Below are 17,136 nucleotides of genomic sequence, written 5' to 3' on the forward strand. Positions count from 1 at the left end.
ACGGTTTCTGAAGGGCGTGATGCAAGGATTGTCTGTCGGAAAGCGCCACACGTTTTGCAGCTTTTAGCTTTGTGTATGTAAGGAAAATCTGTTTTTCCTGAGCGCCGATCAACTTTCCGATGGCTGATGCAGAATCGCTGGCCTCCACTCAGCAAAGGACATCGGATGTTCGCGCCTGCCAATCCATCACGTTTCACGCTAACGCTCGACAGCGGGCCGAGTGAACTCAAAGTGCTTGAGTTCAAGGGGCAGGAGGCCATCAGCCAGCCCTATCGCTTTGACCTGGAACTGGTCAGCGAGCGGTCTGACCTGGCGCTGGAAGAGCTCCTGCATCGCCAGGCATTTCTGGGGTTCGATGATCGGGACAGTGGCGTACACGGTCAGGTCTATAGCGTGGCCCAGGGGGATTCGGGCAAACGCCTGACCCGTTACCAGATCAGCCTGGTGCCCCGCCTGGCCTACTTGCGCCATCGCATCAACCAGCGGATTTTCCAGCGCCTGAACGTACCCGATATCGTCGCCCGGGTGTTGAAGGAGCACGGGATCCTGGCGGATGCCTGCCAGTTCACGCTTGGCGGCCAATATCCCGAACGCGAGTATTGTGTGCAGTATGGCGAAAGCGACCTGGCCTTCATCGAGCGGATCTGCGCCGAAGTCGGTATCCATTATCACTTCAGGCATCGCCCTTGCGGTCATCTGCTGGTGTTTGGTGACGACCAGACGGTGTTTCCCCGCCTGCCTGAGTCGACGCTATACCTGCCGGACAGCGGCATGGCTGCCAACGAGCCGGCCATCAAGCGCCTGGCGGTGCGGCTCCAGACCCGTACCACTGCCGTGACGTTGCGCGATTACGACTTCCGCAGGCCCGGTTCGTTACTGCAAACCCAACTCGACAATCGACAGCGTCCTGTGCTCGAGGACTATCACTATCCCGGTGGTTTCTGCGCCCGTGACGACGGCAAGCATCTGACCCGACGCGCCCTCGAGCGCCACGGCGCCGACCACTGCGTGGCAGAAGGCGGCAGCAATGAAAACGCCCTGGTCAGCGGACATTTCATGCGTATCAAGGAACATCCCCGAGAGCCGTGGAATGATCTCTGGCTCCTGACGCAGATCGACCATCATGGCCGCCAACCGCAGGTGCTGGAAGAAACCGCCGCCGGCCCGGATGAATTCCAGGGCTACAAAAATACCTTTCTTGCCACGCCATGGGACGTGTTCTTTCGGCCACCCTTGCATCACGAAAAGCCCCGTGCCCAGGGCTATCAGTTGGCGGTGGTGACCGGACCGGTGGACAGCGAGATCCATTGCGATGAGTTCGGACGGGTCAAGGTGCAACTGGTCTGGGATCGCGACGGTCAACGCGACGAACATTCCAGCTGCTGGCTGCGCGTGGCCTCCGGTTGGGCTCACGATCGCTATGGCGCAGTGATGATTCCCCGGGTCGGGATGGAAGTCCTGGTGGGGTTCATCGATGGCGACGTGGACAAGCCGTTGGTCGTCGGTTGTCTGCCCAACGGCGCCAACCCGGTGCCACTGGACTTGCCTGCGGACAAGACCCGCAGCGTGTTGCGCAGCCAGAGCAGCCCCGGCGGGGGAGGCTACAACGAATTGCGCATCGAGGATCGCAAGGGCGCCGAGGAGATCTACCTGCGGGCCCAGCGCAACTGGACCCAGCATGTGCTGCATGACCAGCGGGTGCAGGTCGATCACGAGCGCAGCATCGTTGTCGCCGGTACGGCACGGCACGAGCTCAAGGCCGATGAGCAGCGCCTCACCCACGGTCAACGCCGGGCAGAAGTGCGGCATGACGATCATCTGCTGGTGAGCGGTGAGCGGCATATTCGTGTCACCAGCCAGGTCCTGAATGCCAGCCAGCAGTTTCATGTCAGCGCCGGCCAGCAGGTAGTCTTGGATGGGGGCGCGAGCGTGACCCTTCAGGCTGGCGGTCATTGGATCAACATCGGTGCTGGCGGGATTTCCAGCAGCGTACCCATCGAGGTCGGTGGCGCGCCGATGGCGGTCATGAGCGCGGCATTCGGCTCTCCAGGCGGCGCCGAGAAGCGGGTCGCTGCGGCGGAACCTGCGCTTTCCCTTGCGCAGATTCTCAGTTTCCAAGGTTCGGCGCCGTTCTGTGAGGAGTGCGAGCGTTGCAGAAATGGCGCCTGTGCAGCGCCGCCCGTCTTTCACAAGCCTGTCGATGTCCGGAGGCGTCCATGAACAGCGATCAACCTCCTCGCGCCTGGCTTGAGGAGCACCCCTTGCAGGCCTCCGAGCAACTATTCGCCATTTTCAGCAATGCCAGTAGCGCCGGGGCGTTGTCGGCTTGGAGGCGCTCGATGAACTCGGTCGCCAGCCCGATCTGGGCCGACACGCCGTACGCCGGGTGGGAAGCGGTCATGCCCTATGTAGGGCTGGTCAGCGCAGACAGTGGGTTTCTTGATTGGATAGCCGCCACCGATTCCCTCGATTGGGGTTGGCTGGCGGTTTCGTGCGTGAGTCAAGAAATCCTTGTCGAACACTTGCGAGGGCTCACACAGGTACTGTTGCCCGGTGGCAAGCCGGTCTTCCTGCGTTTTTGGGATGGGCGCTTCATGCGGCCGATCCTGCAATCGACGGAGGTGGAGGCCGGGCAACTCTTGCCGGTTATCAAACGTTGTCTGATCAATGGCCGATCCCTTGAGGTCGTGGGAAATACCCAGCGGCCGGCCCAGGCTTTTCCTTGGTGGCAAGTGCCCATCACCCTGTTGGCCGCAACGACCGAGGGGCCGACGGACTGTCTGCTGGACAACGTGCTCACTTGGCTGGGTGAAGAGCATCCGCATGTGTTCGAGCGGGTCGACGGCAGCGTCCTGCGCTGCAAGATTGCCCACTTTCTTGAGCGATCGGCGGTGGCTGAGGCGAAAATGGCGCCATTGCAGGCCTATTTGCTGCGAGAGCTGGGCTGATGATGGCCTGTCCGCTGGGCTGCGAACCCCTGACGTTCGACGCACTTCAAGGTAAACTCGTCGCCCTTCGCAGGAGCCGCCATGAATTATCGCCACGCCTTCCACGCCGGCAATCACGCCGATGTATTCAAACACCTGACCTTGACCCGACTCATTGCCTTGATGTCGCGCAAGGAGCAGCCCTTCGCCTACCTCGATACCCACGCGGGCATCGGGTTGTACGACTTGCAGGGTGACCAGGCCAACCGTACCGGTGAGTATCTGGAAGGCATTGCGCGGTTGTGGGGCGAGAGCGATCTGCCGCCGCTGACCGCCGACTACATGAAGGTGCTGCACGAGATGAACCCGGACGGGCAGTTGCGCTACTACCCGGGCTCGCCGGAGTTGGCGCGGCGCCTGACCCGTTCGCAGGACCGTGTGCTGCTCAACGAGAAACACCCTGAAGACGGCGTGTTGCTCAAGGACAACATGAAAGGCGACCGTCGCGTGGCGGTCCATCTGGGTGAGGGCTGGCATGTGCCGCGGGCGCTGCTGCCGGTGGCGGAGAAGCGTGCCTTGATGCTGATCGATCCGCCCTTCGAACAGCTGGACGAGATGCAGCGCTGCGCCGCCTCCCTCAAGGAAGCCATTGGCCGGATGCGCCAGACGGTGGCGGCGATCTGGTACCCGGTCAAGGACCAGCGGATGTTGCGCCGCTTCTACCAGGACCTGGCCGGCACGGGCGCGCCGAAGCTGTTGCGGGTGGAACTGCTGGTGCATCCATTGGCCACGCCCAACAGCCTGAACGGCTCCGGCCTGGCGATTGCCAACCCGCCGTGGGGGCTGGAGCAAGAGTTGCGTGAACTGCTGCCGTGGCTGTCGAAAAAGCTGGGGCAGACCCAGGGCGGGTGGCAGATGGATTGGTTGATTGCTGAAAGCTGAGTTTTGCTGGCGCCTGGAAGGGCGCTATCGCGAGCAAGCTCGTTTCCACATGGGGATCTTAGGCGTACGCAAGAGTTGTGTACGCCGCCAGACCTGTGGGAGCTGGCTTGCTCGCGAAGCTGTTCAGGGCCGGACAGTCAGATCGGGCAGGTCACGCCGGTCCCGCCAATCCCGCAATAGCCTTCAGGGTTCTTCGCCAGGTACTGCTGGTGATAGGCCTCGGCGAAGTAGAACGTTGGCGCTTCTTCGATTTCGGTGGTGATGGTGCCTTTGCCGGCCTTGGTCAACTCGGCCTGGAAGACTTGCTCGCTGTGTTTGGCCGCCGCCAGTTGGGCCGGGGTGGTGGCATAGATCACCGAACGGTACTGGGTGCCGATGTCGTTCCCCTGGCGCATGCCCTGGGTCGGGTTGTGCAGTTCCCAGAACATCTTCAGAAGCTGTTCGTAGCTGACTTTCGCCGGCTCGTAGACCACCAGCACCACTTCGCTGTGGCCGGTAAGGCCCGAGCAGACTTCTTCGTACGTCGGGTTCGGTGTGAAACCACCGGCGTAACCCACCGCGGTACTGACCACGCCTTCGCGCTGCCAGAACTTGCGTTCCGCGCCCCAGAAACAGCCGAGGCCGAAGATCGCGAAATCCACGTCCATGGCAAACGGCCCCAGCAGCGGTGCGTCGAGGACGAAGTGTTTTTCCGGCACGGTCATCGGGGTTTCACGGCCAGGCAGGGCTTGTTCTTGAGTAGGGAGCACGTTTTTGTTCACCAGGATTTCCGAGCGCAAGACCATTTATCAGTCCTTTCAGTCAGATTGAGTTGAGCGAAATAGACCGTCAGTGTGCCTCAGAAAAGCCGCCGCAAGCTATACGCAGCTGTCAGACCAGAGGCCCACGCGGGTAGCGCTTGAGCTTTTCGATCAGCTCCGCGCCCGGGATTGGCCGGTCGAACAGGTAGCCCTGGCCGACGTCGCAGCGGTGGCGCCGTAGAAACGCCAGTTGCTGGGCGGTTTCGATGCCTTCGGCCACGACCTTGAGTTTCAGGTTGTGGGCCATGGCGATCACCGCCGAGGTGATTTCCATGTCGTCCTGGTTGTCCGGGATTTCGTGGATGAAGCTGCGATCGATCTTGATAATGTCGATCGGGAATTTCTTCAGGTAACTGAGGGACGAGTAACCGGTGCCGAAGTCGTCCATGGCCAGGGTCAGCCCCAGGCGCTTGAGCTGGTCGAGCTGCAAGTGGGTGTCTTCGGTGGCTTCCAGCAACAGGCCTTCGGTCAGCTCCAGCTCCAGCAACCGGGCCGGCAGTTGTTCTTCCTTGAGGATGCTGGCGATGGAGGCGACCAGGTCCGGGTCGGAGAACTGCTTGGGCGACAGGTTGATCGCCACTTGCAGGTTGCCCAGGCCGGCCGCGGTCAGCTGTTTGCTCATCCGGCAGGCCTGGCGGGCGATCCATTTGCCGATGGGAATGATCAGGCCGGTTTCTTCGGCCACGCTGATGAACTGGTCCGGGCGGATCATGCCCTTTTCCGGATGGTTCCAGCGCAGCAGCGCCTCCATGCCCAGCAGCCGGCCGCTGCGCAGGCACAGCTTGGGTTGGTAGAACACGTCCAGTTCATTCTGGGTCAAGGCGCGACGCAGGTTGTTTTCCACGAACAGCTTGTAGCTGGCCTCGGCATTCAGTGCTTCGGTGAACACCTGGACCTGGTGCTTGCCGTTGGCCTTGGCCTTGTGCAAGGCGAGGCCGGCGTTGCGCATCAGGGTCTGCGGATCGCGGCCGTGCAGCGGCGCGCAGGCCAGGCCCACGGAGCCGGTCACGCTGATCAACTGGTTATCGACGAACATCGGCTTGTCGAGGGTCATCAGCAACTGACTGGCGATCTGTTGCCCGGCTTCCAGGCTCGTGTCGTCCAGCAGGACCGCGAATTCGTTACTGGCAAATCGCGCCAGGCTGCCGCTGGGGCTCAAGCTGTTGCGCAGGCGCCGGGCCAGGCTGATCAGCAGTTTGTCACCGGTCTGGTGGCCGAGGCTGTCGTTGATGCGCTTGAAGTTGTCGATGTCCACCAGCAGCAGGCTGATGGGCGAATCACTGTCCCGGGCGAAGCGTTCATCGAGGTTGCGAATGAACGCCGGACGGTTGCCCAGGTTGGTCAGGTTGTCGGTGTACGCCAGGCGCTCGATGCGCTGCTGGGCCAGCTTGGTCTGGGTGATGTCTTCGTAGATGCCGATGTAGTGGGTCAGCTCGCGGTTATCGCCGTAGACCTTGGAAATCGACAGCTGGCCCCAGTAGGGCTCCAGGTTCTTGCGTCGACTCTTGAACTCACCCTGCCAACTGTTGCTCTGGGCCAGCGCCGAGGGGGCGTCGAACAGCAGTTCGCTGAGGTTCTCCAGGGCCGGCAGTTCCGAGAGGCGTTGGCCGTGGACTTCCTCGGTGGTGTACTGGGTGATCGCGGTGAAGCTCGGGTTGACGTACTCCACCACACCGTCGCAATTGACCAGCAGGAACGCGTTGGCGCTCTGTTCCACGGCGCGCTGGAACAAGTGCAGGGCGCTGGTGGCGGTGCGTCGGTTATGGTTGTTGATGACTTGGGCGAACTGGTCCGCGAGCTCGCCGGCAAAGGCGATTTCATCCGACTGCCAGGCGCGGGTGACGCCTACTTGCTCCAGGCACAGCACGCCCACCACCTGGCCGTCGATACGCACGCTGGCGTCGAGAATGGCATTGACGTCACGAGCGCGCAGGTTCTCGGCCATTTCTCGGGTACGTGGGTCGCGCATTGCATTATGGGCGTCAATGGCGCGGCAGGTCTGCAGCGCCTCCATGTAGTCGGGAAAGTCGTTGGCGTCGATCACCGCGGGCAGGAAGTACGCCTGGGACGCGCGGTTGTAGGCGGAAATCGGTACCAGTTTGCCATCGTCCAGATTCCAGAGGCTGGCGCAGTCGATCTGGTAGATGTCACAGGCGCTGCGGGTGATGAGTTCGGCGGCTTCGAGCAGAGAGTTGTTGGCGCTGTAGCGTTGACGGGTCAGCAGCAGGATCAAGTCCTGTTGGGCGCGTACCCGGTCCAGGTGCTGGAGTTGTTCTTGCTGGGCGCGCTGGTTCAGTTCCAGGGCGATCTGCAGGCGTGAGTTCTGGGTTTCCAGGTCCAGTGCCGGCACGGAGGGTTCGCCTTGCAGCAAATTGTCCACTGCCAGCAGGTAACCGCGCAGCAGATGACGATTGTGTTGCTTATAGGCCTCACCCGTCTCCAGCACGTTCATCGGGCCCTTGGCGGTGTGGAGCGTGTAGCGAATCTGGTAATGCGCGGCCTGGGCCAATTGTTGCTGGATGGCGTCGTGCAGTTGATAGCGTGCTTCGGGTTCCATCAAGCTGGCGTAAGGCGCACTGACCAGCGAGCACAGCTCTACGGCGGGCAGGCCGAAGTATCGCTCGCAGTTGGGATCGAGGAACAACAGCGCCCAGCTTGCTTCATTCAGCCGTTCGAAACGCAGCATACCGAGCCGCGAGGGCACCGGTAACTGCGTCACTACCTCGGCCGCCATACGGCTGGCGGCATCGGGTTGGCTTTTCATGGGGAAACTCGCTTCGAAAATGCTGATCGCGCCGGGCTGACGCCCTCGTTATTACGGATTGGCGCAAGGTTGCATCATTGCGGCACTGGCTGACAAGAGAGATGAAGGCCAAGTGCTATAAACCTTTTATCGGCCGACGAGAGGATTTCTCCAGTCGCCGACCGATCAGAGGGCATGGAAGATCATTGCAGTGGGATGTCGACCGTCTGCAAGGGGTTGCCGTCCCGGTCGTGGAAGGTGACTTGAAGGCTCTGGGCCGTGACATGCAGGCGGGCGAAGTTGTCCTGGCTCACCACTTTGCTGGTCAGTTCATAGCGGTACTGGCCGCTTTGGGTAAGGGCCATGGGCCTGTGGAAAATAAAATCCGAGGCTTTTGCAAAAGGCAGCAATTTACTGTTGTAGAACGGTGAGGAAACGACGGTGTTGACCTCGAAATCAGGATCCTCGCTGTGACGCAGGCGGCTGGTCATGGAGCCGTGGACATCGCCCGAGACGAAAATCACGTTTTTGATCCGATGGCGGCGTATGGTTTCCAGCAGGCGCAGGCGTTGTTCCGGGAAGGCCTGCCAGGCGTCGCCGTCATCGTGCTTGCTGTCAGGGAAGAACATGACGCTGGTCACGACGAGTTTGACCCTGGCGGGGCTGTCGATGAGCCATTGGAGCAGGGACTGTTCCTGTTCTTCGTCGAGGATGCGCCGGTCATTCGCCGACAGGTTGCGTTGCGTCCGGCTGTCGGTGACGAACCATTGGATATCGCCGTGGGAGAAGGTGTACCAGTAACGGGTTAACGACTTGTGTAATGTTCCGTCGCTCGACAGTTCATGGGCTGGCCCGTGGCTGGCCTGATAAAGCCTATAAGCGCCCATGGCATTTGCGTAGAGGATGTCGTCGTTGACGGTTTTCCTGGCGGGCCAGTTGTCTTCGATCTCATGGTCGTCAAGGATCATGTAGGTAGGGGTGCCAGACATCAGTTTCCGGATATGCGGCTGGGTAAATACTGATCGGTATCTGAAAAGGATGTTCTGATAGGTTCGGTCCGGTCCGATGACATTCAGGTCATCCAGATAAACCTGGTCGCCGGTCATCAATACCGCGCTGATCGGTGGGTTGGCCTGCGCCACGAGGCGGTTGATGCCGGCAAAGGTGCGGTCGCCAAGCCCAGGTAGCAATGGGATGCCGGCGGCGATTCGCAAGTAGCGACAAGAGCCCACGATATAAGCGCGTGGCGCATCGGTTTTGCTGGCCGGCGTGCGTAAGCAGTAGGTGGTCCTGGGCCATTGCAGCGGCAGTTCCTGGACGGTTTCCACGGTATGGGTCGGGCTCAGGGGGCTGAACCAGCCGGCCTGGTACTCGTAGGCGGTATCGGGTTGAAGGCCTTTCAGCACGATGACATCGGACATGTCGCGGTAGGTCTTCAATTGGACAAAATGCCCTTTCGACCAGCGTGTATCGCCTTGGCGCCGATGGCGAATACCGGCGAATACCCGGTTGTTGTCGCGATCGCCGCGCAGAAATATCCGGGCGTGGTCGGTTGTCGTGTGGCCGACAATGGGGCCAACGGTAGGTTTGAACATATTCGAATCCATTCGAAGTTTCAGCAGTGGGGGCAAACATCAAGTTGCCTTGAGGCTCCGATGCTAAAGCGCGATGCAGGATAAATATTGATCGAGGAGAGGGCGCAAGTTGTGGGTAATGACTAACAGGGGGCGTAGTCATTTCAAGCTTGCGAGGTAGGAAAGTTGCCGCGGTGACTGATTTTCCGCCATCGCGAGCAAGCTCGCTCCCACAAAGGACTTGTGTTGTCCCTGTGGGAGCAAGCTCGCGATGAGGCCGGGACATCCAGCATCCAGGCAGCCTGTCTGGAATTCCAGGCAAAAAAAGCCCCGCCAAACGGGCGGGGTTGAGGTACGAGCGTGGCGCTCGGAAAACAGTGCTCCGAATGGCCCTCCCCAAGGGAGGGCCGTGCGGTGTTACAGCAGGATGGTGCGGATGTCGCCCAGCAGGTCGCTCAGACGCTTGGTGAAGCGTGCAGCGGCGGCGCCATTGATCACACGGTGATCGTAGGACAGCGACAGTGGCAGCATCAGCTTCGGCTGGAAGGCCTTGCCGTCCCAGACAGGCTGGATGGTGGCCTTGGAAACACCCAGGATCGCCACTTCCGGCGCGTTGACGATCGGCGTGAAGCCGGTGCCGCCAATGTGGCCGAGGCTGGAGATGGTGAAGCAGGCGCCTTGCATGTCGTCGGCGGTGAGCTTCTTGTTCCGGGCTTTTTCGGCCAGGGCAGCGGCTTCGGCAGCCAGCTGCAAGAGGCTCTTCTGGTCGACGTTGCGGATGACCGGTACCAGCAGGCCTTCCGGGGTGTCGACGGCAAAGCCGATGTGCACGTATTTCTTGCGGATCACAGCCTTGCCACTCGGGGCCAGGGAGGCGTTGAAGTCCGGCAGTTCCTTGAGCAGGTGCGCACAGGCCTTGAGCAGCAGGGGCAGTACGGTCAGCTTCACGCCGGCCTTTTCCGCCACGGCTTTCTGCGCAACGCGGAAAGCTTCCAGCTCGGTGATGTCGGCCTGGTCGAACTGAGTCACGTGCGGGATGTTCAGCCAGCTGCGATGCAGGCTCGACGCGCCGATCTGCATCAGGCGAGTCATGGCCACTTCTTCGGTTTCGCCGAAGCGGCTGAAGTCCACCGCCGGGATCGGCGGGATACCCGCGCCACCGCTGGCGCCTTCGGCCGGTGCGTTCTTGGCCTTCTGCATCATGGCCTTGACGTAGGCTTGCACGTCTTCTTTCAGCACACGACCGTGAGGGCCGCTTGGGCCGACGGCGGACAGCTCGACACCGAACTCACGGGCCAGCTGACGCACCGCAGGGCCGGCGTGCACCTTGGCACCGCTTGGGGCTGGTGCGGCGGCCGGGGCGGGCGCGGCTTCGGCCTTGGCGGCAGGTGCGGCAGCAGCCGGAGCCGGAGCGGCTTCGGTCTTGGCAGCGGGTGCCGCGGCCTGGGCTGGCGCGGCCGGAGCGGCGGCGCCGGCTACTTTCAACTTCAGGATCAGGTCACCGGTGCCGACTTCGTCTTCCAGCTTGATCTCGACGCTTTCCACCACACCGGCGGCCGGCGACGGGATTTCCATGCTGGCCTTGTCGGATTCCAGGGTGATCAGCGACTGGTCGGCTTCGACCGTGTCGCCGGCCTTGACCAACACTTCGATGATCTTGGCCTTGCCCGACGAACCGATGTCCGGAACGTGAATGTCCTGGACCGTGGCCGCCGCAGGCGCAGCAGCCGGAGCGGGAGCCGCCTCGGCAGCCGGTGCCGCGGCGGGCTTTTCAGCCGCCGCCGGGGCCGCTGCAGGCGCTGCCGCTTCAGGTGCCGCAGCGGCGCCCTCGACTTCCAGCTCCAGCAGTTCGTCGCCTTCTTTCAGGCGATCGCCCAGCTTCACTTTCAGGCTCTTGATCACACCGGCCTTCGGCGCAGGCACTTCCATGCTGGCCTTGTCCGATTCAAGTGTCAGGATGCTCTGGTCGGCTTCGATACGGTCGCCGACCTTCACAAACAGTTCAATTACTTCACCTTCACCGCTGCCGATGTCAGGTACGCGAATGAGTTCGCTCACGAAAATTCTCCTCAGCAGTCCAGTGGGTTGCGTTTTTCTGGATCGATGCCGAACTTGACGATGGCTTCGGCCACCACTTTAGGTTCGATATCGCCACGGTCAGCCAGGGCTTCCAGGGCTGCCAACACAACGAACTTACGGTCGACTTCGAAGAAGTGACGCAGCTTCTTGCGGCTGTCGCTACGGCCGAAACCGTCGGTGCCCAGCACTTTGAATTCCTTGGAAGGAACCCACTGGCGGATCTGCTCGGCGAACAGCTTCATGTAGTCGGTAGACGCGATGACCGGACCTTTGCGGCCGTTCAGGCATTCTTCGACGTAGCTCAGCTTTGGCTTCTGGCCAGGGTGCAGGCGGTTGCTGCGCTCTACGGCCAGGCCGTCGCGACGCAGTTCGTTGAAGCTGGTGACGCTCCAGACGTCGGCGCCGACGTTGAACTCTTCACGCAGGATCTTCGCTGCCTCACGCACTTCGCGCAGGATGGTGCCCGAGCCCATCAACTGGACGTGGTGCGCCGCTTCGCGGGTGTCTTCTTCGAGCAGGTACATGCCCTTGACGATGCCTGCCTCGACACCGGCCGGCATGGCTGGCTGCTGGTAGGACTCGTTCATTACGGTGATGTAGTAGAAGACGTCCTGTTGTTCTTCGGTCATCTTCTTCATGCCGTCCTGGATGATCACCGCCAGCTCGTAGCCATAGGTCGGATCATAGGTGCGGCAGTTCGGGATGGTCCCGGCCAGCATGTGGCTATGGCCGTCTTCGTGCTGCAGGCCTTCACCGTTCAGCGTGGTCCGGCCTGCGGTACCGCCGATCAGGAAGCCGCGGGTACGGCTGTCGCCGGCCGCCCAGGCCAGGTCGCCGATACGCTGGAAGCCGAACATCGAGTAGAAGATGTAGAACGGCAGCATCGGCTGGTTGTGGCTGGAGTACGAAGTACCGGCGGCGATGAAGGAGCTCATGGCACCTGCTTCGTTGATGCCTTCTTCGAGGATCTGGCCCTTCTTGTCTTCGCGGTAGAACATCACCTGGTCTTTATCGACTGGCTCGTAGAGCTGGCCAACGGACGAGTAGATGCCCAACTGGCGGAACATGCCTTCCATACCGAAGGTACGGGCTTCGTCCGGGATGATCGGAACGATGCGCTGGCCGATTTCCTTGTCCTTGACCAGTTGCGCGAGGATCCGCACGAAGGCCATGGTGGTGGAAATTTCACGGTCGCCCGAGCCGTCCAGGATCGCCTTGAGGGTCTCCAGTGGTGGGGTCGGAACGCTGAAGCTCTTGGCGCGACGCTGCGGCACGAAACCGCCCAGTGCGGCACGGCGCTCGGCCAGGTAACGGGCTTCGGCGCTGCCTTCTTCAGGCTTGAAGAACGGCAGGTTTTCCAGCTCGCTGTCCTTGACCGGAATGTCAAAGCGGTCGCGGAACAACTTCAGGCTGTCGACATCGACTTTCTTGGTGTTGTGCGCGGTGTTCTTCGCTTCGCCGGCGCCAGTGCCATAACCCTTGATGGTCTTGGCCAGGATGACGGTTGGTTGTTCCTTGTGGTTGACCGCTTCGTGGTACGCCGCATAGACCTTGTACGGGTCGTGGCCGCCACGGTTGAGTTTCCAGATCTCGTCGTCGGACAAGTCGGCAACCATCGCCTTGAGTTCAGGCGTGTTGAAGAAGTGCTCACGGACGAACGCGCCGTCCTTGGCCTTGTAGTTCTGGTACTCGCCGTCGATGACTTCGTCCATGCGACGTTGCAGGATGCCGTCGACGTCCTTGGCCAGCAGTGGGTCCCAGAAACGGCCCCAGATGACTTTGTTGACGTTCCACTGGGCGCCACGGAACACGCCTTCGAGTTCCTGGATGATCTTGCCGTTGCCGCGAACCGGGCCGTCGAGGCGCTGCAGGTTGCAGTTGATGACGAAGATCAGGTTGTCCAGCTTCTCGCGGCCGGCCAGGGAAATCGCGCCCAGGGATTCTGGCTCGTCGCACTCGCCGTCACCCATGAAGCACCAGACTTTCTGCTTGCCTGGCTGGATGAAGCCACGGGCTTCCAGGTACTTCATGAAGCGTGCCTGGTAGATCGCCTGGATCGGGCCCAGGCCCATGGAAACGGTCGGGAACTGCCAGAAGTCCGGCATCAGCCAAGGGTGCGGGTACGAAGACAGGCCGTTGCCGTCCACTTCCTGGCGGAAGTTGTTCATCTGGTCTTCGGAGATGCGGCCTTCCATGAACGCACGGGCGTAGACGCCTGGCGATGCGTGGCCCTGGAAGTAGATCAGGTCGCCGCCGTGTTCGTCGGTCGGGGCCTGGAAGAAGTAGTTGAAGCCGATGTCATACAGCGTCGCGCTGGAGGCGAAGCTGGAGATGTGACCGCCCAGGTCAGAATCTTTCAGGTTGGTACGCATGACCATGGCCAACGCGTTCCAGCGTACCAGCGAGCGAATGCGGCGTTCCATGAACAGGTCGCCAGGCATGCGTGCTTCGTGGGTAACGGGGATCGTGTTGCGGTACGGCGTGGTGATGGCATAGGGCAGTTGCGAACCGCTGCGGGTTGCGAGTTCGCCCATACGGGTCATCAGATAATGAGCACGGTCTTCGCCTTCTTTGTCGAGAACCGATTCCAGGGCGTCCAGCCATTCCTGGGTTTCGACGGGATCGAGGTCTTGCATGGCTTGCTCCAGGGCGGAAAGGCTACCAGAATCGGTTGCCTGAGTTTGCGACTGGCCTTGTGGGCAGACGATATAAATTCTTGGATTGCCGAAGGTTGTTTCGGCGGCGTGTAGTTTTACTACAAATCGTCGACCGTTTCAGCCTTTCGAATGTATAGACGAGTAGTAAAACTACACATGAGCGGCTTATGGCCCCTCGTTTCGTTGTGAGAATAATCGTTACTGTTGGTCATTAGCCAACTCGTACAGGTAAAAACTTGATGCCGGCTGCCAATAAAATCAGATTTTCAGCTATTTATCATCTTTGTTCGACAGTCGATCAGGTAGTGTATTTGGAAAAAACACTACATCCAGCCTCTCCCGCGCCGATCAAGGATAGACCATGAGCCTGCCCTCGCTTGTCCCAATATCGGAAACGGTGCCGGCCATTCTCCAGTCATTGGTCAGTCGTGCCGAGCAGTCGTTCCGTGCGGTGGTCGCCTTGCTCGACGACGATCACGGGCTGTCGGCCTGGACCCCGCAGCGCTGGGAGGCGTTCAACCGTATTGCCGCCGCCAGCGACTTTGTCATCGAGCAGAGTCTCCGCGACCCGGTAATGCTGCTGGAGCTGGTGCGCAGCGGCGAGCTGGACCGTAGCCTGGCGCCCGGTGAAATGTGCGCGCAGATCGGTGCCGCCGTGCGGGCCGCCGAGACTGAAGAAGAACTGGGCCGCGTCCTGCGCCGCCAGCGAACCCGCCAGCAGGTACGGATCATCTGGCGTGACCTGACCCGCCAAGCCGACCTGGTCCAGACCTGCCGCGACCTCTCGGACATGGCCGACACCTGCATCGACCAGGCCTATCGATGGTTGTACCAGCGCCTCAGCCAGCAATTCGGCACACCCACCGGACGGCGCAGCGGCGAGCCGCAGCAGATGGTCATCCTGGGCATGGGCAAGCTGGGTGCCGTGGAGCTGAACCTGTCGTCGGACATCGATCTGATCTTCGCCTACCCCGAGGGCGGCGAAACCGTTGGCGTCAAGCGACCACTGGATAACCAGGAGTTTTTCATTCGTGTCGGCCAGCGCCTGATCAAGGCCCTGGACCCGATGACCGTCGACGGTTTTGTGTTCCGCGTCGACATGCGCCTGCGCCCCTATGGCTCAGCCGGTGCCCTGGTGCTGAGTTTCAATGCCCTGGAGCAGTATTACCAGGACCAGGGCCGCGACTGGGAACGCTACGCCATGATCAAGGCGCGTGTGGTGGCGGGCGACCAGGTGGCCGGTGCCCAGTTGCTCGACATGCTGCGCCCGTTCGTCTATCGCCGTTACCTGGATTTTTCCGCCATCGAAGCGTTGCGCACCATGAAGCAGCTGATCCAGCAGGAGGTGCGGCGCAAGGGCATGGCCGACAACATCAAGCTGGGCTCGGGCGGCATTCGTGAGGTGGAGTTCATTGCCCAGGCGTTCCAACTGATCCATGGCGGCCGCGACCTGAGCTTGCAGCAGCGTCCGCTGCTCAAGGTGCTGGGGACACTCGAAGGCCAGGGCTATCTGCCGGCCAAGGTGATCGACGAGCTGCGCCAAGGCTATGAATTCCTGCGTTATACCGAACATGCGATCCAGGCCATCGCCGATCGCCAGACCCAGATGTTGCCGGACAACCCGCAGGACCAGGCGCGCATTGCGTTCATGCTGGGTTTTGCCGACTGGTCGGCCTTTCACGAGCAATTGATGTACTGGCGCGGGCGTGTGGCCTGGCATTTCGGCCAGGTCATCGCCGACCCGGATGAAGAGGCGGGTGGCGAGAGCGAAGTCGTGGTGGGCGGTGAATGGTTGCCGTTGTGGGAAGACAGCCAGGATGAAGAGGCGGCGTGTCGTCAGTTGGAGGAGGGTGGCTTCGTCGATGCACCCAAAGCCCTCAAGGCCTTGGCCGCCCTGCGCGGCAGCCCGCAACTGCGCGCCATGCAGCGCCTGGGACGCGAGCGTCTGGATGCCTTCATTCCACGCCTGCTGGCCCAAGCCGTGGAACATGCCGATCCAGACCTGGTGCTGGAGCGGGTGCTGCCCTTGGTCGAAGCGGTAGCCCGCCGCTCGGCCTACCTGGTGTTGTTGACGGAAAACCCTGGCGCCCTGCGCCGTTTGCTGACGTTGTGCGCGGCGAGCCCGTGGATTGCTGAACAAATCACCCGTTTCCCCTTGCTGCTCGATGAATTGCTCAATGAGGGCCGGCTGTTCAAGCCGCCCTTGGCGCCGGAGTTGGCGGCAGAGTTGCGTGAGCGCCTGACGCGCATCCCTGAGGATGACCTTGAGCAACAAATGGAGGCGCTTCGGCATTTCAAGCTGGCGCACCGCCTGCGGGTGGCCGCCTCGGAAATCGCCGGCAGCCTGCCGCTGATGAAAGTCAGCGATTACCTGACCTGGCTGGCCGAGGCGATTCTCGAACAAGTGTTGGTCCTGGCCTGGCGCCAGACGGCCGCCAAGCACGGCGTGCCTTTGCGCACCGATGGCAGTCTGTGCGATCCGGGCTTCATTATTGTCGGTTATGGGAAAGTCGGCGGCCTGGAATTGGGACATGGTTCCGACCTGGACCTGGTGTTCATCCACGATGGCGATCCGCACGCGGAAACCGACGGTCCCAAACCCATCGATGGTGCGCAGTTCTTCACCCGGCTCGGCCAGCGGATCATTCATCTGCTGACCGCGCAGACCAACTCCGGGCAGTTGTATGAAGTGGATATGCGCCTGCGGCCATCCGGGGCGTCGGGGTTGCTGGTCAGTTCGCTCGGGGCGTTTGCCCGTTACCAGGAGAATGAAGCCTGGACCTGGGAGCATCAGGCGTTGGTGCGGGCGCGGGTGCTGGTGGGCAGCCAGGACGTGGGCCAGGCGTTCGAGAAGGTCCGCGGCCAGGTGCTGGGGCGCAAGCGTGACTTGCCGACGCTGCGCCAGGAGGTCAGCGAAATGCGCGCCAAGATGCGCGACAACCTGGGCAGCAAGGTCACCGCCGCCGGAACCGCGCCAAATGCCTTCGAGGCCACGGCGCCCTTCGACCTCAAGCAGGATGCCGGAGGTATCGTCGATATTGAATTTATGGTGCAATACGCGGCTCTGGCGTGGTCCGAGGAACACCCATCGCTGGTGCGCTACACCGATAACATCCGCATTCTGGACGGGTTGCAGGAGGTCGGGCTGATGTCGGCCGAAGATGCCACGCTGTTGCGCGAAGCCTACAAAGCCTATCGCTCCGCCGCTCACCGCCAGGCCTTGCAGAAAGATGCCGGGGTGATCGCAGGCGACCAGTTCGTGGAGGAGCGTCGGCAGGTGCTGCGGATCTGGCGGGAGCTGGGGCTGAGCTGAAGCTTAAAACGTGGGAGCGGGCTTGCTCGCGAAAGCGGAGTGTCAGTCAACTGGGATGTTGAATGTGCCGGCCTCTTCGCGAGCAAGCCTGCTCCCACAGT

Annotated in this window: 9 protein-coding genes; 4 read left to right on the forward strand and 5 right to left on the reverse strand. The window is 61.5% G+C overall.

Going from position 1 to position 17,136, the window contains the following annotated elements; translation table 11 throughout:
- Nucleotides 1-165: 165 nt before the first annotated feature.
- The 3 genes from BLU76_RS08590 to BLU76_RS08600 all read left to right on the forward strand — a co-directional run bounded on the left by BLU76_RS08590 (nt 166) and on the right by BLU76_RS08600 (nt 3,869).
- A complete protein-coding gene (locus BLU76_RS08590; protein WP_092222371.1) occupies nt 166-2,220 on the forward strand; it encodes a type VI secretion system Vgr family protein in 2,055 nt (684 codons plus the stop codon).
- Nucleotides 2,217-2,948, forward strand: coding sequence for a DUF4123 domain-containing protein (locus BLU76_RS08595; protein ID WP_170867288.1), 732 nt, complete (start codon nt 2,217-2,219; stop codon nt 2,946-2,948). The genes BLU76_RS08590 and BLU76_RS08595 overlap by 4 nt, the downstream gene beginning before the upstream one ends.
- A gap of 81 nt (nt 2,949-3,029) precedes the next feature.
- Nucleotides 3,030-3,869 carry a 23S rRNA (adenine(2030)-N(6))-methyltransferase RlmJ gene (locus BLU76_RS08600; protein WP_072340026.1) on the forward strand — a complete coding sequence of 280 codons (840 nt, stop codon included), beginning with the start codon at nt 3,030-3,032 and terminating at the stop codon, nt 3,867-3,869.
- 137 nt (nt 3,870-4,006) lie between these two features.
- Here the strand turns inward: BLU76_RS08600 and msrA are convergent, their stop codons facing one another.
- From msrA to aceE, 5 genes are all read right to left on the reverse strand, one after another.
- Entirely contained in the window at nt 4,007-4,654 is a 648-nt protein-coding gene (gene msrA, locus BLU76_RS08605; RefSeq protein ID WP_072340029.1) for a peptide-methionine (S)-S-oxide reductase MsrA, read from the reverse strand.
- An 85-nt stretch (nt 4,655-4,739) separates the two neighbouring features.
- Nucleotides 4,740-7,433: a putative bifunctional diguanylate cyclase/phosphodiesterase gene (locus BLU76_RS08610; RefSeq protein WP_092222374.1), complete on the reverse strand. Its 2,694-nt coding sequence runs from the start codon at nt 7,431-7,433 to the stop codon at nt 4,740-4,742.
- A 182-nt stretch (nt 7,434-7,615) separates the two neighbouring features.
- Complete coding sequence (locus BLU76_RS08615; protein ID WP_092222376.1) at nt 7,616-9,007, reverse strand: alkaline phosphatase D family protein; 1,392 nt, start codon at nt 9,005-9,007, stop codon at nt 7,616-7,618.
- A 396-nt stretch (nt 9,008-9,403) separates the two neighbouring features.
- Complete coding sequence (aceF, locus tag BLU76_RS08620; protein WP_092146698.1) at nt 9,404-11,044, reverse strand: dihydrolipoyllysine-residue acetyltransferase; 1,641 nt, start codon at nt 11,042-11,044, stop codon at nt 9,404-9,406.
- Nucleotides 11,045-11,055: 11 nt separating this feature from the next.
- The gene (aceE, locus tag BLU76_RS08625; protein WP_063323231.1) at nt 11,056-13,701 is read right to left on the reverse strand and encodes a pyruvate dehydrogenase (acetyl-transferring), homodimeric type; all 2,646 of its coding nucleotides are present in this window, start codon (nt 13,699-13,701) and stop codon (nt 11,056-11,058) included.
- 382 nt (nt 13,702-14,083) lie between these two features.
- Between aceE and glnE the strand changes: the two genes are divergently transcribed.
- Entirely contained in the window at nt 14,084-17,035 is a 2,952-nt protein-coding gene (glnE, locus tag BLU76_RS08630; RefSeq protein WP_092222378.1) for a bifunctional [glutamate--ammonia ligase]-adenylyl-L-tyrosine phosphorylase/[glutamate--ammonia-ligase] adenylyltransferase, read from the forward strand.
- Nucleotides 17,036-17,136: the final 101 nt, after the last annotated feature.

The sequence above is a fragment of the Pseudomonas sp. NFACC08-1 genome, from assembly GCF_900106735.1.
GTDB classification, from domain to species: domain Bacteria; phylum Pseudomonadota; class Gammaproteobacteria; order Pseudomonadales; family Pseudomonadaceae; genus Aquipseudomonas; species Aquipseudomonas fluorescens_Q.

Excerpts from the sequence above, each read along its gene's own strand:
- BLU76_RS08590 (WP_092222371.1), top strand. The coding sequence starts at position 166 with ATGTTCGCGCCTGCCAATCCATCACGTTTCACGCTAACGCTCGACAGC.
- BLU76_RS08595 (WP_170867288.1), top strand. The coding sequence starts at position 2,217 with ATGAACAGCGATCAACCTCCTCGCGCCTGGCTTGAGGAGCACCCCTTG.
- BLU76_RS08600 (WP_072340026.1), top strand. The coding sequence starts at position 3,030 with ATGAATTATCGCCACGCCTTCCACGCCGGCAATCACGCCGATGTATTC.
- msrA (WP_072340029.1), bottom strand. The coding sequence starts at position 4,654 with ATGGTCTTGCGCTCGGAAATCCTGGTGAACAAAAACGTGCTCCCTACT.
- BLU76_RS08610 (WP_092222374.1), bottom strand. The coding sequence starts at position 7,433 with ATGAAAAGCCAACCCGATGCCGCCAGCCGTATGGCGGCCGAGGTAGTG.
- BLU76_RS08615 (WP_092222376.1), bottom strand. The coding sequence starts at position 9,007 with ATGTTCAAACCTACCGTTGGCCCCATTGTCGGCCACACGACAACCGAC.
- aceE (WP_063323231.1), bottom strand. The coding sequence starts at position 13,701 with ATGCAAGACCTCGATCCCGTCGAAACCCAGGAATGGCTGGACGCCCTG.
- glnE (WP_092222378.1), top strand. The coding sequence starts at position 14,084 with ATGAGCCTGCCCTCGCTTGTCCCAATATCGGAAACGGTGCCGGCCATT.